Here is an 18723-nt window from a genome sequence, read left to right as displayed (position 1 = left end):
AGCCGCTCCGCCCTGTCAGACATAGTTTGTCGCTTGGCCCTGGCCGCAGCGACATCCCATAGGCTGGCGATGCACAGCCTCCGCCTTGCCCTTGCGCTCGCCGTCTCCGCCCTCGGGCTCACCCCGGCGCTCGCCGAAACGCAACACGACGAGCAGATCTGGGTCAACGCCACGATCTTCGGCGGCATCAAGGATCGGCTGATCTATTTCGCCGAGGCCCAGCCGCGCTTCGGCAGCGGCGTGTCTCGGCTGGAGATGCTGCTGCTGCGCCCGGCGATCGGCTGGAAGGCGAGCCAGAGCGTCTCGCTCTATCAGGGCTATGGCCGCGTGATCTCACCGATCGAGGGCGGGCGGGACCGCAAGGAGAATCGCAGCTTCCAGCAGATCAGCTGGACGATCGCCACCAGCGCCCGCCACGATCTGTCCTCCCGCACCCGCCTCGAGCAGCGCTGGCGCAACGATGGTGACGACATGGGGCTGCGGCTGCGCGAAATGGTCCGCTACGAGGTCGCGACGGGCCACAAGGGGCTGGCGCTGGTCGGCTCGGCCGAGGCCTTCATCGCGCTCAACGACACCGATTGGGGCGTCCGCTCCGGCTTCGATCAGCTGCGCAGCTTCGGCGGGGTCGAGATCGCCGTCAAAGGCCGCTCGACGATCGAGATCGGCTATATGAACCAGCTCATCAACGATCCCGGCGGCCGGCGGCGGATGAACCATATCGGCGCGCTGAACATCTTCATCCGCTGATATCCGCCCGTTCGATCACGGCGGCGCCCCGTTGCCCCTCTCGCCACCCGCCGCTATCCCACCTCCCATGAAACTGTTCATCGGCAACAAGGCCTATTCCTCCTGGTCGCTGCGCGGCTGGCTGGCGCTCAAGCAATCGGGGCTGCCGTTCGAGGAGATCGTCGTCCCGCTCTACGACGCCGAGTGGGACAAGCGCCGCGAGGGCGACGAATTCGCGCCCTCCTCCGGCAAGGTGCCGATCCTGTGGGATGGCGAGGCGGTGGTGTGGGACAGCCTGGCCATCGTCGAATATCTCGCCGACAAGGTCGGGCGCGATATCTTCTGGCCGCAGGACGAGGCGGCCCGCGCCATGGCGCGATCGATGGCGGCGGAGATGCACTCGTCGTTTCAGGCGCTGCGCCGCGAATGCACGATGAACCTGCGCCACATCTATCCGCCACGCGCGCTTTCGCCCGAGGTGACGGCGGACGTGACCCGCATCGTCACCCTCTGGGCCGAGGCGCGCTCGCGCTATGGCGGGTCGAGCGAGCCCTTCCTGTTCGGGGCGTTCGGCGCGGCGGACATCATGTTCGCGCCGGTCGTCACCCGCTTCGTGACCTATTCGGTGCCCCTGCCGCGCTTCGCCGAGGCCTATGCCGAGGCGGTGCTCAACCACCGCTTCATGCAGGATTGGCTGGCCGGCGCGCAGGAAGAGGATTGGGTGATCGAGAAGTTCGAACAGGCGATTCCTGGAGCCTGATCCGGCTTCGCCGGATCAGGGGCGGATCAAACTAAAGCCCCGACCTTGGCGGGCATCGGGAAGAGGGTGACATAGCGTTCGGCCAACTGCCGATCGCCTTCCACCGCGATCTGCCCGGCCTGTTCCAGCGCGGCCAGCGGCACGCCGCCGTAGATCGCCGCGGCGATGAGCGGCGGCTGGCCGACGAAGATCACGTCGCAGCCCGCCGGATCGCCCCGCTCGATCGGCAGCTGGCCCTCGCCCAGCCTGGCGACGAACCCCTCTTCGCCGATGCGGAAGCCGACGCGCGCCACAAGCCCCCCGGCCCGCGCGGGATCGAGCATCGTGCGCATCGACAGCATCAGCGAAACCGCGCTGAACGCCAGCGTCGGATCGTGCGTGGGCGAGCGCGCCGCCCAGCGGCCGATCACCTGCAACAAGGGCTCGGCCTCATAGCCCCACGGCGTCAGTTCATAGACCTGCACCGAGGCGGGCGGCGGCAGGCGACGGCGGACGAGGATGCCGCTTTCCTCCAGTCCCTCCAGCCGCTGGGTCAGCACGTTGGCGCTGATGCCGGGCAGGCCGGCGCGCAATTCGCTGAAACGGCGCGGCCCCAGCATCAGTTCGCGAACCACCAGCATCGACCAGCGTTCCCCCAGCAGATCGAGGCCGTGCGCGGCCCCGCACGCATCCTGATAGGATCGCCGGGCTGAAGAAATCGACTCGGTTACTTTTTGTGACTTCATGGTTGTTTTATCTAACCAACAGCGATACCCAATGCAAGTCCCGATTCGCGAAGCAGGCCCGGCAAGGCCGCTCCGCCCGAGCAAGGAGAAGCAGCATGATGATCTTCGTGAACCTGCCGGTGGCCGATCTCGACCGCGCGATCGCCTTCTACACGGCGGTGGGCGCCACCCAGAACGCGCAATACAGCGACCCGACCGCCGCGATGATGCGCTTTTCCGATACGATCGCCGTGATGCTGCTGACCCACGAACGCTTCCTCGGCTTCAACCCGAAGAAGGCCATCGTCGACGCCAAGGTCTCGAGCGAGGTGATGCTGTGCATCACCGCCGCGAGCCGCGCCGACGTGGACGATCGGGTCGCGCGGGCGGGCGCCGCCGGCGGACGGATCGACGTCAACGAGCCCGACGAATATGATTTCATGTACGGCCGCAGCTTCGAGGATCCCGACGGCCATCTGTGGGGGGTGAACTGGATCGACATGGCCGCCACCGCCGCGATGCAGGGCCAGCCCGAAACGGTGGAGGCCTGACATGGCGACCCTGGCTTTCGATCCAGCCCTCGCGCCGGCGCGGGACCGCCGCCTGCTGGCCGGGCGCATCCTCGGCGGTGTCGGCATCGCCTTCCTGCTGCTCGACGGAGCGATGAAGCTGGCCCCGCTCCAGCCGGTGATCGATACGATGCAGGCGCTGGGGTGGCCCACCGGCAGCGGGCTGCTGCGAACGCTGGGCGTGATCCAGATCGGCGCGACGCTGCTTTATGCCTGGCGCCGCACCTCGCTGATCGGGGCGATTCTGCTGACCGCCTATCTGGGCGGCGCGATCGCCACCCATGTCCGCATCGGCAGCCCGCTGGCCACCCACTGCTTTTTCGGCATCTATGTCGCGCTGCTGCTGTGGGGCGCGCTGTGGCTGCGCGATCCGCGCCTGCGGGCGCTGGTCTCCAATCGATAAGAAGGCCGATCAATAAGAAGGAGAGAGACGATGTCCTATGTCGAAGGTTTCGTGATCCCCGTGCCCGAGGGCAAGAAGGAAGCGTATCGCGCCATGGCCGAGATGGCCGCGCCGATCTTCATCGAACATGGCGCCACCCGCGTCGTCGAGACGTGGGGCGACGATGTGAAGAAGGGTCACACCACCGACTTCTACGGCGGGGTAAAGGCCGAGGAGGGCGAGGTGATCGTCTTCTCGTGGATCGAATATCCCTCGAAAGAGGCGCGCGATGCCGCGCATGACAAGGTAATGGCCGATCCGCGCATGAAGCCGCCCGAAGGGGGCATGCCGTTCGACGGCAAGCGCATGGTCTATGGCGGCTTCGCCGTGATGGTCGACCAGAGCGCCTGAACGCCAACCAACCGACACAGGAGACAGGATATGCCGAGCAATCCGTGGGTCTGGTACGAGATCATGGCCGACGACGCCGAGGCGGCGAAGGCCTTTTACACGAGCGTGATGGGCTGGACGACCAGCCCCTTCCCCGGCTCCGAGCCGCCCTACACCATATTGGAAGGCCAGGGCGGCGGCCTGGGCGGGATCATGGGCCTCACGCCCGAGATGAAGGCCGGCGGCGCGCAGCCCAGCTGGATGGGCCATGTCGCGGTCGATGACGTGGACGCCAAGGCCGCCGAGGTGACCGCCGCCGGCGGGCGCATCGTTCACGGGCCGATCGACATCCCCACCGTCGGCCGCTTCGCGGTGGCGGTCGATCGGCAGGGCGCCTCCTTCTCGATCTTCAAGAGCCTTCAGGATCCGGGCGAGAATTGCGGCCTGCCGCCGCCGATGACGCCGGGCCATATCGGCTGGCGCGAGCTGCACACCAGCGACTGGGAAGACGCCTTCGATTTCTATTCGGGCCTGTTCGGCTGGAAGAAGCTCGACACGTTCGACATGGGGCCGATGGGCCAATATCAGATCATCGAGATCAACGATCTGGCCGGCGGCGGCCTGATGAACAACCCGATTCCGCCGCGCTGGGTGTTCTACACCCGCCTCGCCGACGATATCGACGCGGGCGCGGCGCGGATCGTCGCCGGCGGCGGGCGCATCCTGCACGGCCCCTCCGAGGTGCCGGGCGGCGACTGGACGCTGATCGCGCTCGATCCCGAAGGCGCCACCTTCGGCCTCGTCGCCCCCAAGAAGCCATAAGGAGAGGATCGATGCCCGCCATCACCCCCTGCCTGTGGTTCGACGGCAATGCCGAGGACGCGGCCAAATTCTACCAGACGGTGTTCGCCGACATGACGATCGACAACATCGTCCGCGCCCCCTCCGACAATCCCAGCATGGCCGAGGGCGCGGTGCTGGTCGTCGAGTTCACGATTGCCGGCCAGAAGTTCGTCGGCCTCAACGGCGGCCCGCAATTCCGCTTCACCGAGGCCGTCTCCTTCCAGATCGACTGCGACGGGCAGGCCGAGGTGGATCGTTATTACGATGCGCTGTCGGCCGTGCCCGAGGCCGAGCAATGCGGCTGGATCAAGGACAGGTTCGGCCTGTCGTGGCAGATCGTGCCGCGCACCCTGATGCGCCTGCTGAGCGACCCCGATCCCGATCGGGCACGGCGGGCGAGTCTCGCCATGATGGAGATGAAGCGGCTCGATATCGCCGCTCTGGAACGTGCAGCGGAGGGACGGTGATGAGCGACGAGACATTCGACCTGAGCATAAGCCGGATCATCGACGCCCCCGTCGCGGCGGTGTGGCGCGCCTATACCGAACATACCGAGGAATGGTTCTGCCCGAAGCCGTGGCGGGTGGAGATCGTCGAATGGGATCTGCGCCCCGGCGGCCGCAGCGCGCTGGTGATGCACGGTCCCGATGGCGAGGTGATGCCGATGGAGGGCGTGTTTCTCGAAATCGTCCCGGAAAGCCTGATCGTCACGACCGATGCGTTCCGGACCGGCTGGGTGCCGCAGACCGCCTTCATGACGGCGATCACGGAGTTCATCCCCCAGGGCGACAAGACCGCCTATCGCGCCACCGCGCGCCACTGGACCGAAGAGGCCCGGGCGCAGCATGAGGCGATGGGTTTCGAGACCGGCTGGGGTACGGTGGCCGGCCAGCTGGAAGAGGTCGCCAAGCGCCTCGCGGCCGGCTGAACGTCGCCGCTGAACCCGGACGGCACCGGCGCGTTCTGCCCCTCTCATTCAGGGAGGAACAGGGCGTGCCGGTATCGATCGCGAGAGCTTTGGTGATGGGCGGCGCGCTGGCGCTGTCGGCCGGTGGCGCCATCGCGCAGGGCCAGAAGCAGACCGCCGCCGGACAGGCCGGCCGCATCGCTTCCCAGCCGGCCTATGACGTGGGCGCCGCCAAGCGCCAGATCCCGCCGGTCCTCGCCGCCGCCAGCGCCGCGCCTTATGGGCCCAAGGGCACCGCCAGCTGCGCGCAGATCGCCGCCGGGCTGAAAGAGCTGAACGGCGCGCTCGGCCCCGATTATCGCCCGCAGAACATCGCCGAGAAGGAAAACCGCGCGGGCAAGTTCGCCCAGGCCGGCGGCAAGAGCGTCATCAACTCGATCATCCCCTTCCGGGGGCTCGTCCGCGAGGCGACGGGCGCCGCGCCCGCCCAGCGGCGGCTGGAGGCGGCGGTGGATGCCGGCCTCGCCCGGCGCGGCTTCCTGCGCGGGCTGCAACTGGCACGGCGGTGCAAGGCGGTCGATTGATCGCGCCCTCCCGTCCCGCCTTCCGAAATCGTGTCGATGATTACACCTTCGGGGCGTTGCGGGCGCGGGCTCAAGGCATTACCGCTTTTTTGCGACGCATCATTTCCGTGGCTTCAGGACCAGACCGACGATGACCGACCTGCCCAATATCCAGCCCGACAGCCGCGCCGCGACGGTGCTCGAAGCGCCGGATCGGATGGTGAAGGTGCGCGAGCTGTTCGGCATCGATTCGGACATGGAGGTGCCCGCCTTCTCCGAAGCCGACGAACGGGTGCCCGATCTGGACGGGGCCTATGTGTTCGATCCGGACACGACCTTGGCGATCTGCGCGGGCTTCGCCTTCAACCGCCGCGTGATGGTGCAGGGTTATCACGGCACCGGCAAGTCGACCCATATCGAGCAGGTCGCCGCCCGCCTCAAATGGCCGTGCGTGCGGATCAACCTCGACGCGCACATCAGCCGCGTCGATCTGGTCGGCCGTGACGCGATCGTGCTGCGCGACGGCCAGCAGGTGACCGAATTCCGCGAAGGGCTGCTGCCCTGGGCGCTCCAGACGCCGACCGCGATCGTGTTCGACGAATATGACGCGGGCCGCCCCGACGTGATGTTCGTGATCCAGCGCGTGCTGGAGACCGAGGGCAAGCTGACCCTGCTCGATCAGAATCGCGTGATCCGCCCCAATCCCTATTTCCGCCTGTTCGCCACCGCCAATACGGTCGGCCTGGGCGACACGACGGGCCTCTATCATGGCACCCAGCAGATCAATCAGGGGCAGATGGATCGCTGGAACATCGTCGTCACGCTGAACTATCTGCCGGCGGCGGTCGAGGCGCGGATCGTGCTCGCCAAGTCGGGCGAATATGACAAGCCCGAGGGCAAGAAGACCGTCGAGAATATGGTGAAGGTGGCCGATTTCACCCGCGCCGGCTTCATCGCGGGCGACATCTCGACCGTGATGAGCCCGCGCACCGTGATCAGCTGGGCGCAGAACACGTTGATCCTGGGCGACATCGGCTTCGCCTTCCGCCTGTCCTTCCTCAACAAATGCGACGAGGCGGAGCGGCCGCTGGTGGCGGAATATTATCAGCGCGTGTTCGGCAAGGATCTGCCCGAAAGCCTGGTGGGCAAGGCTTGAGACCGACCGCCGAGTGGACTAAGTTGGTCCACTCACAGGAGGCGCGGATGAACGCACCGTCGAAGATCGACATCATCAACGTCCACGACGCCAAGACCCATTTCTCCAAATATCTGGAGCGGGCGCATGGCGGCGAGGAGATCGTGATCTGCAAGGCGGGCAAGCCTTATGCCCGGCTGGTGCCTTTGCCGGCCGAACCCAAGAAGAAGCGCACCCCCGGCGGCTGGCCTGAACTGGCTGCCATCCCGGATTCGGTCTGGTTCGATCCCCTGCCGGATGACGAACTCGATCTGTGGGAAGGCAAAGGCAAGCACGAGGAGTGGTGAGCGGGACCGATCGGCTGCTGCTCGATACCCACGCGGCCCTCTGGTGGTGGAGCGATCCGACGCGCCTTGGCGCGAAAGCCTCGGAGCTGCTGGCCGAAGCGGATTGCCCGATCGCCGTCAGCGCGGTTTCGGCTCTCGAGATCGCCAACAAATTCCGGCTCGGCAAGCTGCCCGATATCGGCGATCCGGCCGCGAACTTCCGCCGGCTGATGGACCGCAACGGTTTCGACAGCCTGAGCGTGAACGAAGCCCACGCGTTGCGGGCCGGGCTGCTGCCGGGTGAGCATCGCGACCCGTTCGACCGGCTGATCGCGGCCCAGGCGCTGATTGAGGATATGGTTGTGGTGACACGCGATCGGGCGTTTATCGACTTCGGCTGCAAGGTGATCTGGTAATGGCCGAACAATCCCCCCTCGAAGCCTTCCGCCAGGTGCTGGGCGGCACGGCGCGCGCGATGGCGCAGGAGCCGGAGCTGGAGCTGAACTTCACCGCCGACGCGCCGTCGTCGTCGTTCAAGCAGCTGCGCGTGCCGATGCCGTCGCGCACCTTGCCCGCCGCGCAGGTGGCCGAGGCGCGCGGCTTCGCCGATGGCTTCGCGCTCAAGAACCGCCATCACGATCCCGCCCTCCACGCCCGCCGCGCGCCGCACGAAGCGGTGGCGCGCGCGGTGTTCGACGCGGTCGAGCAGGCCCGGGTCGAGGCGATCGGCGCGCGCGCGATGGCGGGGGTGAAGGCCAACCTGACCCATGCGCTGGAAATGCGGATGCGATCCGATCCGATCGCCCGCGCCCGCACCCGTGAGGAGGTGCCTCTTTCCACCGCCATCCAGCTGATCGCGCGCGAGCGGCTGACCGGCGAGGCCCCGCCCGCCGCCGCCGCCAGCGGCGTGGCGATGGTGCGCGACTGGATCGAGGAAAAGGGTGGATCGGGGCTGGATTCGCTGGGTCTGTCGCTCGACGATCAGGGCGCCTTCGCCGATCTGGTCGCGCGCCTCTTGCGCGATCTGGATCTGGTCGATGCCGAGGCGGAGAGCGACCCGCAGCAGGACGAGGATACCAGCGACGAGGATGGCGACGATTCGCAGGAGGGTGGCGAGGGCGAGGATCAGGACGACCAGTCCGGCGGCGACAGCGACAGCGATGCCGAAGCGCGCGGCGAGGAAGGCGAGCCCGGCGATCAGGAAACCGAATCCGAGCAGAGCGAGCCCGGCGACCTTCAGGACGGCGAGGGCGAGCTGGGCCAGGACGGCGACGACGGGATGTTGCCCGTGCGCCCCAATCGCCCGCCGGCCGACATGTCCGGCCAGTTCGATTACAAGGCCTATACCCAGCAATATGACGAGGTGATCGAGGCGACCGAGCTGTGCGACGAGGAGGAACTCACCCGTCTGCGCGCCTATCTCGACAGCCAGCTTGTCCACTTGCAGGGCGCGGTGACCAAGCTCGCCAACCGGCTCCAGCGCCGGCTGATGGCGCAGCAGTCGCGCAGCTGGGATTTCGATCAGGAGGAGGGGATGCTCGATCCCGCGCGGCTGGCGCGGGTCATCATCAACCCGACCCATTCGCTGAGCTACAAGATCGAGCGCGAGACCGATTTCCGCGACACGGTGGTGACGCTGCTGATCGACAATTCCGGGTCGATGCGCGGCCGGCCGATCTCGATCGCGGCGATCTCGGCCGACATCATGGCGCGCACCCTGGAGCGGTGCGGGGTGAAAGCCGAAATCCTCGGCTTCACGACGCGCGCGTGGAAGGGCGGGCTTTCGCGCGAGGCATGGCTCGGCGCGGGCCGCCCGCCGGCGCCCGGCCGCCTCAACGATCTGCGCCACATCGTCTACAAGCGCGCCGACGAGCCGTGGCGCCGCGCCCGCAAGAATCTCGGCCTGATGATGCGCGAGGGGCTGCTCAAGGAGAATATCGACGGCGAGGCGCTGCTGTGGGCGCACAACCGCCTGATCGGCCGCCCCGAGGAGCGGCGCATCCTGATGGTGATCTCGGACGGTGCGCCGGTCGATGATTCGACGCTATCGGTCAATTCGGGCAGCTATCTGGAGCGCCATCTGCGGCAGGTGATCGCGTGGATCGAGACCAAGTCGCCGGTCCAGCTCGTCGCGATCGGCATCGGCCATGACGTGACCCGTTATTATCAGCGCGCGGTGACGATCATGGATGCCGAGCAGCTGGGCGGCACGATGGTGGAGCAACTGGCGTCGCTGTTCGACGACGCTTGATGTGTCGTCATCCCGGCTCTCGGCAGGCTTGGGGCGACGTGGTGGCAGGCCGCCTGAGGCCCCGGCCTGCGCCGGGGTGACGTTTCGGGGTTGCCGATACAGCAAAGGCCGGAGCGTTGCCGCCCCGGCCTTTGCCGCTTCCCGCTACGCTACGCGGGAAAATCGCCCTCAGCGGCAATCGCGATCGATGCCGCGCCCGATCAGCGCGCCAACGCCAGCGCCGGCGATCGTGGCGGCCGTACTGTCGCCGCGACGGCCCACGGCGGCGTCGCCGAGCAGGCCGCCGGCGATGGCGCCGATGATCGTGCCGCCGGTGCCCTTGTCGCGGCACCGGCCGCCGCCACGATAGCCACGGTCACGGCGATAATCGCGCCGGTCGCCGCGATCATAGCCACGGCCGTCATAATAGCGGCCGCCGCGATCGTAGCCATTGTAGCGGGCATCATAGCCCTGGGCGTAATAGCCGCCGCCCCGGCCACCATAATATTGCGCCTCGGCGGCGGCGGGGGCGACAGTCACCGCAGCCAAGACAGCCGCGGCAGCGAGCGTGAAGGTCTTGCGGGACATTGCGCTAACTCCAGATCCTCGGGGCGTGATGCCTCGATTGATCCGGTTTCTACCGCGAGTCCCGTGAGGCCAGCCTGAATGGCCTCGTTATCCGAGGTTCAGGCATTCCCAGTCGCGACAGGCGCGACGAACGCGGAAAACCCCGATCCGCCTTCGACCATCGGCCGATGCGGAATCAGGGTTTCAACACCGAACCGACAAGCCGCCCGCCTCGAAGGGCCGACAGCGCGTGTTGCTCAGGCTGCGATCTTCTTGACGATCTCGCGCTTCAGGCGGCGCACGCGCAGCGAGAGCTTGTCGTCGCTGGTCTTGACCAGCCAATTGTCGAGACCGCCGACATGCTCGACCGAACGCAGACCGTGCGTCGAAACGCGCAGCTTCACGCCGGTGCCGAGCGAATCGGAGATCAGCGTCACATTCTGCAAGTTCGGCAGAAAAGTGCGCTTGGTCTTGTTGTTGGCATGAGACACATTGTGACCCACCTGACGGCCCTTGCCGGTCAGCTCGCAGATACGCGACATCGCTTGATAATCCTGATTTCGGTTGCCCGGAAAGGCGGTGCGGATAGCCGCCGCCCTTCGATTCGTCAACCGATCCCGACGCGCCTTATCGTTGCGCTGGTGCAACCAGACCGGAAAAGGCGCGTTTGGCCCCTCTGTAACAGACAATATAGGGAAGATGCCAATGTCCAGCGCCGCACGTACCGGCCTCGTGATCGTCGTCGTCGCCATCGTCGCGGTCATCGCGGCGATCGCCTTCGGCTTCCTCGACGTGAGCCAGACCAAGGAAGCGAAACTGCCCGAGGTCGCCGTCCAGGGTGGCCAGGCCCCGGCCTTCGACGTGAAGACCGCCGATGTCGACGTCGGCTCGAAGCCGACCACCGTCGACGTGCCGACCGTGGGCACCAGGAAGGAGACGATCGACGTCCCGACCGTCGACGTGAAGAAGCCCAACTAAGCGCGTAACAGCCCAGGAGGATCGCCCGTGACACTCTTGCAGATCATCGCCGCGATCTTCCTGCCGCCGCTGGGCACGTTCCTGGCGCGCGGCCTGGGGCCGGCCTTCTGGGTTACCGTGCTGCTCACGATCATCGCCTGGATACCGGGCATGATCTTCGCGCTGGTGGTGATCCTGAAGCCGGATATCCTGCCGCCCGCGCTCCTCCGGGGCCGCGCCTCGGCATAGCCTCAGGGCCATCGGCGCGGTACAGCCCGCCGATGGCCTTTCCCTTGCCCCCCGCGATGCGCCTGGCGCTCGATCTGTCGCGCGACGCGGCGGCGGCGGGCGAGGTGCCGGTGGGTGCCGTGGTCACCCGCGACGGCGCCGTGATCGCCACCTCAGCCAACATGATGCGCGGATCGAACGATCCGACCGCCCACGCCGAGATCGTCGCCATCCGCCGCGCGGCCGAAGCGACCGGATCGTCGCGGCTGGACGGGCTGGACCTTTGGGTGACGCTGGAGCCCTGCGCGATGTGCGCCGGGGCGATCGCCTTGTCGCGGATCGCCCGCCTGTATTTCGCGGCGGACGATCCGAAGGGCGGCGCGGTGGTGAACGGCCCGCGCCTGTTCACCCAGCCGACGTGCCACCATCGGCCGGAGGTCTATACCGGCATTGGCGAGGCTGAGGCGGCGACGCAGCTGCGCGATTTCTTCGCGGGGCGGCGGTAGTCTACCTCGCAATGACGGATAAAGGGTCTATTCCTCGCCCATTCTCAGCGCGGCGATGAATGCCTCCTGCGGGATCTGCACGCTGCCATATTCGCGCATCCGCTTCTTGCCCTCCTTCTGCTTATCGAGGAGCTTGCGCTTGCGGCTGGCGTCGCCGCCGTAGCATTTGGCGGTCACGTCCTTGCGCATCGCCGCGATCGTCTCGCGGGCGATCACCTTGCCGCCGATCGCCGCCTGCACGGGGATTTTGAACAGGTGGCGCGGGATCAGATCCTTCAGCCGCTCGCACATGCCGCGCCCGCGCGTCTCGGCATTGGCGCGGTGGACGATCATGCTGAGCGCGTCGACCGGCTCGGCATTGACCATGATCGACATCTTGACGAGGTCGCCCTCGCGATAGCCGATCTGGTGGTAATCGAAGCTGGCATAGCCCCGGCTGATCGATTTCAGCCGATCGTAGAAATCGAACACCACCTCGTTGAGCGGCAGCTCGTAGGTGATCTGCGCGCGGCCGCCCACATAAGTGAGGTTCTTCTGGATGCCGCGTCGATCCTGGCAGAGCTTCAGCAGCGAGCCGAGATATTCGTCGGGCACGTAGATCACCGCCTCGATCCACGGCTCCTCGATCATGTCGATCTGCATCACATCGGGCATGTCGGCCGGATTGTGCAGTTCCAGCTCGCCTTTCCCGTGGGCGAGCTGGATCTTATAGACCACCGACGGCGCGGTGGTGATGAGATCGAGGTCATATTCGCGGGTCAGCCGCTCCTGGATGATCTCCAGATGGAGCAACCCCAGGAAGCCGCAGCGGAAGCCGAAGCCCAAGGCCGCCGACGATTCCGCCTCGAAGCTGAACGACGCGTCGTTGAGGCGCAATTTGTAGAGCGAATCGCGCAATTTCTCGAAATCGGCGGCGTCGACCGGGAAGAGGCCGCAGAACACCACCGGCTGCACTTCCTTGAAGCCCGGCAGCGGCTCGGCGGTGGGCTTTTTCGCATCGGTGATCGTGTCGCCGACCGCCGTCTGGCTGACTTCCTTGATCTGCGCGGTGATGAAGCCGATCTCGCCCGCCGCCAGTTCGGTCAGCTGCTCGATCTTGGGGCGCATGCAGCCGACCCGATCGACGAGGTGCAGCGTGCCATGCTGCATGAACTTGATCTGCTGGCCCTTCTTCAGCACCCCCTCGACCACGCGGACGAGGATGACGACGCCGAGATACGGGTCGTACCAGCTGTCGACGAGCATCGCCTTCAGCGGCGCGTCGCGGTCGCCCCTGGGCGGCGGGATGCGGGTGACGATCGCCTCCAGCACCTCGTCGATGCCGATGCCCGATTTGGCCGAGGCCAGCACCGCATCCTCGGCCGAGATGCCGATGATGTCCTCGATCTCCTTCTTCACCTTCTCGGGCTCGGCGGCGGGCAGGTCGATCTTGTTGATGACGGGCACGATCTCATGGTCGTGCTCGATCGACTGGTAGACGTTGGCGAGCGTCTGCGCCTCGACGCCCTGCGCGGCATCCACCACCAGCAGCGCGCCCTCGCACGCGGCCAGGCTGCGCGACACCTCATAGGCGAAATCGACGTGGCCGGGCGTGTCCATCAGGCTCAGCTCGTAATCGAGCCCGTCCTTGGCCTTGTAGTTCAGGCGCACGGTCTGCGCCTTGATGGTGATGCCACGCTCCTTCTCGATATCCATATTGTCGAGCACCTGCGCCGACATCTCGCGATCGGTGAGGCCGCCGGTGCGCTGGATCAGGCGATCGGCGAGCGTCGACTTGCCATGATCGATATGGGCGATGATCGAGAAATTGCGGATGCGGTCGAGTGGAGTCATGCCGCGCGCCCTAGCAGGGGGCGGCGGGGATGCGAAGAGGCCGGCATATCGTGCTGGCCGGTGCGCATCACGCCGTCGCCGCGATCCAGCGGCCGACGATATCGCGGATCGCGGCGCCTTTTGCGGTCGCGTCCTCGGCATCGGCGACGAGGATCACGCCCCGGTCGGGCGTTGGCCAGCGGGCTATCCCTACCGGATCGGCGAAGGCGAAGCCGCGCGCATCCTTCACTTTGGCGCCGCGATGGAGAACAATCCGTATTCCGCCTTTCCGCTCCAGCCCGAGCGTCACCCTGTGGGCGTCGCCATGGCGATAGCTGGGCGCGTTCCACTTGATCTCCTCGACCAGATTGTCGGCGGCCGTGAGGACCAGCCCGCGAACCGTGTCGATCGTGTTTCGCGTCGTCGGGTCGAGCCCGGCGAGAAAGTCGGCGACGATTGGCGACACCAACGCCAAGTCAGCCCAGCCCCGCCGCCTCGATCGCGGCGACGGCCTTGTCGTACCGTCCCTCGGCCGGGCCGCCGATCACGGCATAGGGCAGGCCGCGCCGGTCGAGTTCGGCGCGCGAAATGTCGAAGAAGCGCTGGCGCTGGGAGGGTTCGCCGAAGAAGCGGGTGCCGTCGTCCACCCACGGCATGTCGATGTCGAACAGCAGATAGAGATCGGCCGTCGCGGTGAAGGCGTCGAACCAGGGGTCGCGGCGGCCGAACAGCATGTCGGCCCAGGCGGCCGTCATCAGCGGATCGGTATCCAGGATCAGCCGGCCGCCGCACTGGCGCAGCGCCGCCTCGGTCATCGCCTGATGGCCTTTGCCGATGGCGACCAGATCGTCCATCGACAGATCGAGCCCGTGCTGCTCGCAATAGGTGCGGCCATATTCGGGCACAACGATCGTGTCGAACCGCGCCGCCAGCCGGGGGGCGACGGTGGACTTGCCGGTGCTTTCGGGGCCGTGGAGGCAGATGGTGCGGGCATGATGCGCGCGCACCGGCGCCGGCAGATGGTGCCAGTGGGCCAGCGGATCGGCACGGATGTCGGCGGAGCGGGCGGGGATCGCCTGCCGCTTGGGATCGATGGTCACGGGCCGTGCCCCTAGCGCCTTTGCCAGCCGCTCGCCACCCGCATCGGCGGCGAAAACCGCGTCGACCGGCTCGGGATGGTGGCGCGCGACGATCGCGGGCCAGTCGGGGCGTGCCGTGGCCTCCTGATGGGCGATCACGCGGGCGGCGGGGAACAACTCGGTCATCCACGCGGCGCGGGTGGCGAGCGGGATGGTGTCGTCCGGCCGGCCGTGGATCAGGATCGTCAGCCGGTCGATCAGCCGTGTCGCCGTCTCGCACAACAGGACATGGCCGGCGTGCGGCGGCAGGAAGCGGCCGACGACGATCCCGCGCCTCATGCCGCCACCGCCGCCGTGCCCGGCCGCATCCGCCACCAAGCGCGCAGGCCGATCGCCGACATCACGAGGAACAGCCCGTAGAGCCCGGCGGTCAGCGGCAGCCCCCGGCTCCAGTAGAGCGGGATGGCGATCACATCGACCGCGATCCACAGCATCCAGTTTTCGAGATAGCGGCGCGCCAGCATGATCTGCGCGGTGATGCTGAGCATCGCGATCGTGGCATCCCACCAGGGGGCGGCGGCATCGGTGAAGCGGTGCATCAGGGTGCCCCACGCCGCCGCCGCACAAGCCGCGCCGCCGAGATACATACCCCATTGCGCGGCCGTGAGCCGCTCGACCCGCACGTTGCCGTCCTCGTCCCCCTCGGCCTGGCCCCACGCCCACCAGCCATAGAGTTGAAGCACAAAGAAAAAGATTTGCAACAGGGCATCGCTGTAGAGACGAGCGGTGAAGAAGATCACGCCATACAGCGCCACCATCGCCAGCCCGAACGGATAGTTCCAGATGCTGCGCCGGATCAGCAGCGCGATATTGGCCAGGCCGAGGCACACGGCGATGATTTCGAGCGGGCTCACGATGCCCATGCCTAGAGGCAAATCGCGTGCGGGGGAATCGCCCGATTGCGAAAGGCGCATCCGTCCGCCGATTTGTAACGGTATGGCGACACCACCGACAACCCCCTTGCGCCCGCCCGAACGCCCGGCTACAGGCCCCCGCCTAGAGCGGATCGATCGGCCCCCGAGGCTCGCATGACAGATCGATCCGGGCTCCGTCGGGGAGTAGCTCAGCCTGGTAGAGCACTGCCTTCGGGAGGCAGGGGCCGGAGGTTCGAATCCTCTCTCCCCGACCATTTTCATCCTGCCACCCTTCCCATCCGTCCACACCCGCTTGCGCCGCCCGCTCTGGCGGGGCATCGCGGCGTGATGGACCTCGACCTTCTTCTCCAGACCTATTTCGGCACGCCCGAACCCGAGACTCTCGACGATGCCGAGATCAAGGCGGGGATCGAGCGGGTGACGATGGCGCTGGCGATCGAGGGCGACCCCGGCCGGCGATTCGCCTTGTGGGTGCTGCTGTACGCGCTCGACGAGGCGCCGCCCGCCGCCAAGGTGTTCAAGGATCCCGAACAGCTGCGCGCCGCCGAGGAATATGAGCGCACCGCATCGCGGCTGGAGGACGACGACTGATCGAGACGCTGTCGCGGGCGGCGGCGCGGCGGATCGCGCTGGCGGCGCAGGGCTTCGGCGTCGCGCGGCCGGCGGTGCCGGGCGTCCGCGATCTGCGGCGCACGGTCGAGCGGCTGGGGCTGCACCAGATCGACAGCGTCAACGTCGTCGCGCGCGCCCATTATCTGCCGGCCTTCTCGCGGCTGGGCGCCTACGACCGGACCCTGCTCGACACCGACGCCTGGGGGCCGAAGCGCGCGCGGCGATTGTGGGAATATTGGGCGCACGAAGCCTCGCTGCTGCCGCTCGACCTGCATCCCCTGCTGCGCTGGCGGATGGCGCGGGCGGATCGCGGCGAGACAGGGTGGACGGGCCTGCGCCCCTTCGCCACCGAGCATCGCGCCGTCGCCGATGCCGTGCTGGCCCGCATCCGCGCCGACGGTCCACACGCCGCCTCCGATTTCGAGGAGGGGCGCAGCCGCAGCGGCTGGTGGGAATGGGGCGAGACCAAGCGCGCGCTGGAATGGCTGTTCTGGGCGGGCCACGTCACCACCGCGACCCGGCGCGGCAGTTTCGAGCGGGTCTACGATCTGCCCGAACGGGTGATCCCGCCCGCGATCCTGGCGCTGCCGACCCCGCCCGAGACCGAGGCGCATCGCGCGCTGACCGAGCGCGCCGCCCGCGCGCTGGGTGTCGCGACCGAAACCGAGCTGCGCGACTATTTCCGCCTGTCGCCCGCCGACGCGCGCGCCGCCGTCGCCACTCTGGCCGAAGAGGGCGTGGTGCGCCCCGTATCGGTCGAGGGCCTGCGCGGGCCTTATTATCTCCACCGCGAGGCGCGCCGCCCGCGCCGGATCGACGCGCGGGCGTTGCTCGCCCCGTTCGATCCGCTGATCTGGGAGCGCGACCGCACCGAGCGACTGTTCGGCTTCCGCTATCGCATCGAAATCTATGTGCCGGCCGACAAGCGCGCGCATGGCTATTATGTCCTGCCCTTTCTGCTGGGCGACCGGCTGGTGGCGCGGGTCGATCTCAAGGCGGATCGGCAGGGCCGCCGCCTGCTCGTCCCATCGCTCCATCTGGAGCCCGACGCGCCGGCCGAGGCGATGCCCGCCCTGGAGGCCGAACTGGCGACGATGGCGGGCTGGCTCGGGCTCGATCGGGTCGTGCTGCCGGGTGGCGCAATCCTGTCTGCAAGCTGACGGACGCGTTCAGCGCCGATTTGTGCGGGCAGGCCTATCGATCGAGTCATCGAAGGACAGGATCGAGGAGATCGACCATGAAGATCACCGCTTTCATGACCGCCGCGGGCCTCGCCGTCGCGACCCTTGGCGTCACCGCCACCCCCGCCGAGGCGCAGCGCGCCGGCTGGCACGGCCGCCATCACGATAACGGACGCTGGCACGGCAACCGCTGGGATCGCAACCATCGTTGGGATCGCGGCCATCGCGCCTGGGGCTACCGCCCCGGCTATCGCAACCGCTACGCCTATCGCGCGCCCGGCCGCTGCTGGACCGAATGGGGCCGCTACGGGCGCGTCCGGGTCTGCCGCTAACACCAGCTATCCGCGCCACAAGCCGAACAGACTTGTGGCGCGGGGCATGAGGCGGGAGAGATGCGGGCATGACCGCGCCCCTCGCCCCCGCCGAACGGCCGAATACCGGCATCCTGCTGGCCGTGGGCGCCTATGGCATCTGGGGCCTGCTGCCGCTCTACATGCACATGCTGGTCGGCGTGCCGGCGCTGGAGGTGGTCGCCAACCGGGTCGTCTGGTCGGCGATGCTGCTGATCGGCCTCACCATGGCGATGGGCCGCTTCGTGCCGATCGTGAAGGCGGCGCGCGGGCGCACCTTGCTGTTCCTGATCGGCAGCGCGCTGGCGATCGCGACCAACTGGCTGGCCTATATCTGGGCGGTGCAGAACGCCCATGTGCTGGAGGCGAGCCTCGGCTATTTCATCAACCCGATGGTGAACGTGGCGCTGGGCGTGGTGCTGCTCGGCGAGCGGGTGCGGCGGCTGCAATGGGCCGCCGTGGCGATCGCGGCGGGCGGCGTGCTGGTGATGGCGATTTCGGGCGGCGGCGCGATCTGGCTGTCGCTGGTGCTGGCGCTGAGCTTCGGGGCTTATGGTCTGCTCCGCAAGGTGGTGGCGATCGACGCACTGGGCGGCCTGCTGATCGAGACGCTGATCCTGATGCCGCCCGCTTTGCTCTTGATGCTGGCCAGCGAATCGCGCGGCACGGGCGCCTTCGGGCACGAAATGTCGCTCAGTATCCTGCTGCTGTTCGCCGGGCCGATCACCACCGTGCCGCTGCTGCTGTTCGCGGGCGCGGCGCGGCGGATGACGTATTCGGCGCTCGGCCTGCTCCAATATATCGCGCCCACCCTGCAATTCGGCGTGGCGCTGATTTTGGGCGAAGCGCTGCATCTGTCCCACCTGATCGCCTTCGTGCTGATCTGGGCGGGCTGCGCGATCTATGCGATCGACAGCCTGCGCGGGGCGCGGCAGGCGGCGGTGATGGTGCCGGATTGAAC

Annotated in this window: 27 protein-coding genes and 1 tRNA gene; 21 read left to right on the top strand and 7 right to left on the bottom strand. The window is 67.5% G+C overall.

The features are described from left to right. Nucleotides 1–69: 69 nt before the first annotated feature. Nucleotides 70–747 carry a DUF2490 domain-containing protein gene (locus PQ455_RS17430; protein ID WP_273687536.1) on the top strand — a complete coding sequence of 226 codons (678 nt, stop codon included), beginning with the start codon at nt 70–72 and terminating at the stop codon, nt 745–747. Between the two features lie 67 nt (nt 748–814). Continuing rightward, nucleotides 815–1486, top strand: coding sequence for a glutathione S-transferase family protein (locus PQ455_RS17425; protein WP_273687534.1), 672 nt, complete (start codon nt 815–817; stop codon nt 1484–1486). Nucleotides 1487–1512: 26 nt separating this feature from the next. Here the strand turns inward: PQ455_RS17425 and PQ455_RS17420 are convergent, their stop codons facing one another. Further along, nucleotides 1513–2211: a winged helix-turn-helix transcriptional regulator gene (locus tag PQ455_RS17420; protein ID WP_273687532.1), complete on the bottom strand. Its 699-nt coding sequence runs from the start codon at nt 2209–2211 to the stop codon at nt 1513–1515. A 95-nt stretch (nt 2212–2306) separates the two neighbouring features. On the opposite strand from PQ455_RS17420, the gene PQ455_RS17415 reads away from it, so the two are divergent. The 11 genes from PQ455_RS17415 to cobT all read left to right on the top strand — a co-directional run bounded on the left by PQ455_RS17415 (nt 2307) and on the right by cobT (nt 9556). Then, on the top strand, nt 2307–2741 hold the full coding sequence (locus tag PQ455_RS17415; protein WP_273687530.1) for a VOC family protein: 435 nt from the start codon (nt 2307–2309) through the stop codon (nt 2739–2741). Between the two features lies 1 nt (nt 2742). Next, complete coding sequence (locus PQ455_RS17410; protein WP_273687528.1) at nt 2743–3162, top strand: DoxX family protein; 420 nt, start codon at nt 2743–2745, stop codon at nt 3160–3162. A 30-nt stretch (nt 3163–3192) separates the two neighbouring features. Further along, nucleotides 3193–3552: a DUF1428 domain-containing protein gene (locus tag PQ455_RS17405; protein WP_273687526.1), complete on the top strand. Its 360-nt coding sequence runs from the start codon at nt 3193–3195 to the stop codon at nt 3550–3552. A gap of 30 nt (nt 3553–3582) precedes the next feature. Beyond that, entirely contained in the window at nt 3583–4353 is a 771-nt protein-coding gene (locus PQ455_RS17400) for a VOC family protein (protein WP_273687524.1), read from the top strand. A gap of 11 nt (nt 4354–4364) precedes the next feature. Next, entirely contained in the window at nt 4365–4841 is a 477-nt protein-coding gene (locus tag PQ455_RS17395; protein ID WP_273687522.1) for a VOC family protein, read from the top strand. Continuing rightward, entirely contained in the window at nt 4841–5302 is a 462-nt protein-coding gene (locus PQ455_RS17390) for an SRPBCC family protein (RefSeq protein WP_273687520.1), read from the top strand. Before PQ455_RS17395 ends, PQ455_RS17390 begins: the two co-directional genes overlap by 1 nt. A 65-nt stretch (nt 5303–5367) precedes the next feature. Further along, nucleotides 5368–5865: a hypothetical protein gene (locus tag PQ455_RS17385; protein ID WP_273687518.1), complete on the top strand. Its 498-nt coding sequence runs from the start codon at nt 5368–5370 to the stop codon at nt 5863–5865. 130 nt (nt 5866–5995) lie between these two features. Further along, nucleotides 5996–7000 (top strand): cobaltochelatase subunit CobS, encoded by a 1005-nt coding sequence (gene cobS, locus PQ455_RS17380; protein WP_273687515.1) that lies wholly within the window; start codon nt 5996–5998, stop codon nt 6998–7000. Between the two features lie 47 nt (nt 7001–7047). After that, complete coding sequence (locus PQ455_RS17375; protein ID WP_273687513.1) at nt 7048–7326, top strand: type II toxin-antitoxin system Phd/YefM family antitoxin; 279 nt, start codon at nt 7048–7050, stop codon at nt 7324–7326. Continuing rightward, complete coding sequence (locus PQ455_RS17370) at nt 7323–7721, top strand: type II toxin-antitoxin system VapC family toxin (protein WP_273687511.1); 399 nt, start codon at nt 7323–7325, stop codon at nt 7719–7721. The genes PQ455_RS17375 and PQ455_RS17370 overlap by 4 nt, the downstream gene beginning before the upstream one ends. After that, nucleotides 7721–9556: a cobaltochelatase subunit CobT gene (gene cobT / locus PQ455_RS17365; RefSeq protein ID WP_273687510.1), complete on the top strand. Its 1836-nt coding sequence runs from the start codon at nt 7721–7723 to the stop codon at nt 9554–9556. The genes PQ455_RS17370 and cobT overlap by 1 nt, the downstream gene beginning before the upstream one ends. A 168-nt stretch (nt 9557–9724) precedes the next feature. On the opposite strand, the gene PQ455_RS17360 is transcribed toward cobT, so the two are convergent. Together PQ455_RS17360 and rpmB are read right to left on the bottom strand one after the other, a co-directional pair. Continuing rightward, on the bottom strand, nt 9725–10123 hold the full coding sequence (locus tag PQ455_RS17360) for a glycine zipper 2TM domain-containing protein (RefSeq protein ID WP_273687509.1): 399 nt from the start codon (nt 10121–10123) through the stop codon (nt 9725–9727). A gap of 236 nt (nt 10124–10359) precedes the next feature. Continuing rightward, entirely contained in the window at nt 10360–10644 is a 285-nt protein-coding gene (gene rpmB, locus PQ455_RS17355) for a 50S ribosomal protein L28 (protein WP_273687508.1), read from the bottom strand. 163 nt (nt 10645–10807) lie between these two features. Here rpmB and PQ455_RS17350 point away from each other — a divergent pair, with 163 nt between their 5' ends. The 3 genes from PQ455_RS17350 to PQ455_RS17340 are packed head-to-tail and all read left to right on the top strand — an operon-like array spanning nt 10808 to nt 11793. Beyond that, complete coding sequence (locus PQ455_RS17350; protein WP_273687507.1) at nt 10808–11080, top strand: hypothetical protein; 273 nt, start codon at nt 10808–10810, stop codon at nt 11078–11080. Between the two features lie 27 nt (nt 11081–11107). Beyond that, nucleotides 11108–11308 carry a YqaE/Pmp3 family membrane protein gene (locus PQ455_RS17345; protein ID WP_273687505.1) on the top strand — a complete coding sequence of 67 codons (201 nt, stop codon included), beginning with the start codon at nt 11108–11110 and terminating at the stop codon, nt 11306–11308. A gap of 32 nt (nt 11309–11340) precedes the next feature. After that, a complete protein-coding gene (locus PQ455_RS17340) occupies nt 11341–11793 on the top strand; it encodes a nucleoside deaminase (protein WP_273687503.1) in 453 nt (150 codons plus the stop codon). A gap of 27 nt (nt 11794–11820) precedes the next feature. Here PQ455_RS17340 and lepA read toward each other — a convergent pair whose 3' ends face one another. The 4 genes from lepA to pnuC all read right to left on the bottom strand — a co-directional run bounded on the left by lepA (nt 11821) and on the right by pnuC (nt 15598). Further along, nucleotides 11821–13626 (bottom strand): translation elongation factor 4, encoded by a 1806-nt coding sequence (gene lepA / locus PQ455_RS17335; protein ID WP_273687501.1) that lies wholly within the window; start codon nt 13624–13626, stop codon nt 11821–11823. Between the two features lie 67 nt (nt 13627–13693). Beyond that, the gene (locus tag PQ455_RS17330; protein WP_273691431.1) at nt 13694–14071 is read right to left on the bottom strand and encodes a DUF1801 domain-containing protein; all 378 of its coding nucleotides are present in this window, start codon (nt 14069–14071) and stop codon (nt 13694–13696) included. Nucleotides 14072–14081: 10 nt separating this feature from the next. Beyond that, nucleotides 14082–15023, bottom strand: coding sequence for an AAA family ATPase (locus tag PQ455_RS17325; protein ID WP_273687499.1), 942 nt, complete (start codon nt 15021–15023; stop codon nt 14082–14084). After that, nucleotides 15020–15598 carry a nicotinamide riboside transporter PnuC gene (gene pnuC / locus PQ455_RS17320; RefSeq protein WP_273687496.1) on the bottom strand — a complete coding sequence of 193 codons (579 nt, stop codon included), beginning with the start codon at nt 15596–15598 and terminating at the stop codon, nt 15020–15022. The genes PQ455_RS17325 and pnuC overlap by 4 nt, the downstream gene beginning before the upstream one ends. A gap of 198 nt (nt 15599–15796) precedes the next feature. Here pnuC and PQ455_RS17315 point away from each other — a divergent pair. The 5 genes from PQ455_RS17315 to rarD all read left to right on the top strand — a co-directional run bounded on the left by PQ455_RS17315 (nt 15797) and on the right by rarD (nt 18721). After that, a tRNA-Pro gene (locus tag PQ455_RS17315) sits at nt 15797–15873 on the top strand. Between the two features lie 73 nt (nt 15874–15946). Beyond that, the gene (locus tag PQ455_RS17310; protein ID WP_273687494.1) at nt 15947–16210 is read left to right on the top strand and encodes a hypothetical protein; all 264 of its coding nucleotides are present in this window, start codon (nt 15947–15949) and stop codon (nt 16208–16210) included. Nucleotides 16211–16284: 74 nt separating this feature from the next. Beyond that, nucleotides 16285–17391 carry a winged helix-turn-helix domain-containing protein gene (locus PQ455_RS17305; protein WP_273687493.1) on the top strand — a complete coding sequence of 369 codons (1107 nt, stop codon included), beginning with the start codon at nt 16285–16287 and terminating at the stop codon, nt 17389–17391. 77 nt (nt 17392–17468) lie between these two features. Continuing rightward, nucleotides 17469–17744, top strand: coding sequence for a hypothetical protein (locus tag PQ455_RS17300; protein ID WP_273687492.1), 276 nt, complete (start codon nt 17469–17471; stop codon nt 17742–17744). 68 nt (nt 17745–17812) lie between these two features. Beyond that, the gene (gene rarD / locus PQ455_RS17295; RefSeq protein ID WP_273687491.1) at nt 17813–18721 is read left to right on the top strand and encodes an EamA family transporter RarD; all 909 of its coding nucleotides are present in this window, start codon (nt 17813–17815) and stop codon (nt 18719–18721) included. Nucleotides 18722–18723 lie beyond the last annotated feature (2 nt).

Origin of the sequence: Sphingomonas naphthae, assembly GCF_028607085.1 — a bacterium.
GTDB lineage: Bacteria > Pseudomonadota > Alphaproteobacteria > Sphingomonadales > Sphingomonadaceae > Sphingomonas_Q > Sphingomonas_Q naphthae.
This window is presented reverse-complemented; position numbering and strand designations above follow the sequence as displayed.

Bases quoted from the DNA above. Each gene is read 5' to 3' on its own strand.
- cobS (WP_273687515.1), top strand. From the start codon at position 5,996: ATGACCGACCTGCCCAATATCCAGCCCGACAGCCGCGCCGCGACGGTG.
- PQ455_RS17410 (WP_273687528.1), top strand. From the start codon at position 2,743: ATGGCGACCCTGGCTTTCGATCCAGCCCTCGCGCCGGCGCGGGACCGC.
- PQ455_RS17375 (WP_273687513.1), top strand. From the start codon at position 7,048: ATGAACGCACCGTCGAAGATCGACATCATCAACGTCCACGACGCCAAG.
- rpmB (WP_273687508.1), bottom strand. From the start codon at position 10,644: ATGTCGCGTATCTGCGAGCTGACCGGCAAGGGCCGTCAGGTGGGTCAC.
- PQ455_RS17340 (WP_273687503.1), top strand. From the start codon at position 11,341: ATGGCCTTTCCCTTGCCCCCCGCGATGCGCCTGGCGCTCGATCTGTCG.
- PQ455_RS17325 (WP_273687499.1), bottom strand. From the start codon at position 15,023: ATGAGGCGCGGGATCGTCGTCGGCCGCTTCCTGCCGCCGCACGCCGGC.
- PQ455_RS17400 (WP_273687524.1), top strand. From the start codon at position 3,583: ATGCCGAGCAATCCGTGGGTCTGGTACGAGATCATGGCCGACGACGCC.
- PQ455_RS17360 (WP_273687509.1), bottom strand. From the start codon at position 10,123: ATGTCCCGCAAGACCTTCACGCTCGCTGCCGCGGCTGTCTTGGCTGCG.
- rarD (WP_273687491.1), top strand. From the start codon at position 17,813: ATGACCGCGCCCCTCGCCCCCGCCGAACGGCCGAATACCGGCATCCTG.
- PQ455_RS17350 (WP_273687507.1), top strand. From the start codon at position 10,808: ATGTCCAGCGCCGCACGTACCGGCCTCGTGATCGTCGTCGTCGCCATC.
- PQ455_RS17420 (WP_273687532.1), bottom strand. From the start codon at position 2,211: ATGAAGTCACAAAAAGTAACCGAGTCGATTTCTTCAGCCCGGCGATCC.
- PQ455_RS17390 (WP_273687520.1), top strand. From the start codon at position 4,841: ATGAGCGACGAGACATTCGACCTGAGCATAAGCCGGATCATCGACGCC.
- PQ455_RS17430 (WP_273687536.1), top strand. From the start codon at position 70: ATGCACAGCCTCCGCCTTGCCCTTGCGCTCGCCGTCTCCGCCCTCGGG.
- cobT (WP_273687510.1), top strand. From the start codon at position 7,721: ATGGCCGAACAATCCCCCCTCGAAGCCTTCCGCCAGGTGCTGGGCGGC.
- PQ455_RS17425 (WP_273687534.1), top strand. From the start codon at position 815: ATGAAACTGTTCATCGGCAACAAGGCCTATTCCTCCTGGTCGCTGCGC.
- PQ455_RS17405 (WP_273687526.1), top strand. From the start codon at position 3,193: ATGTCCTATGTCGAAGGTTTCGTGATCCCCGTGCCCGAGGGCAAGAAG.
- PQ455_RS17395 (WP_273687522.1), top strand. From the start codon at position 4,365: ATGCCCGCCATCACCCCCTGCCTGTGGTTCGACGGCAATGCCGAGGAC.
- PQ455_RS17300 (WP_273687492.1), top strand. From the start codon at position 17,469: ATGAAGATCACCGCTTTCATGACCGCCGCGGGCCTCGCCGTCGCGACC.
- PQ455_RS17415 (WP_273687530.1), top strand. From the start codon at position 2,307: ATGATGATCTTCGTGAACCTGCCGGTGGCCGATCTCGACCGCGCGATC.
- lepA (WP_273687501.1), bottom strand. From the start codon at position 13,626: ATGACTCCACTCGACCGCATCCGCAATTTCTCGATCATCGCCCATATC.
- PQ455_RS17310 (WP_273687494.1), top strand. From the start codon at position 15,947: ATGGACCTCGACCTTCTTCTCCAGACCTATTTCGGCACGCCCGAACCC.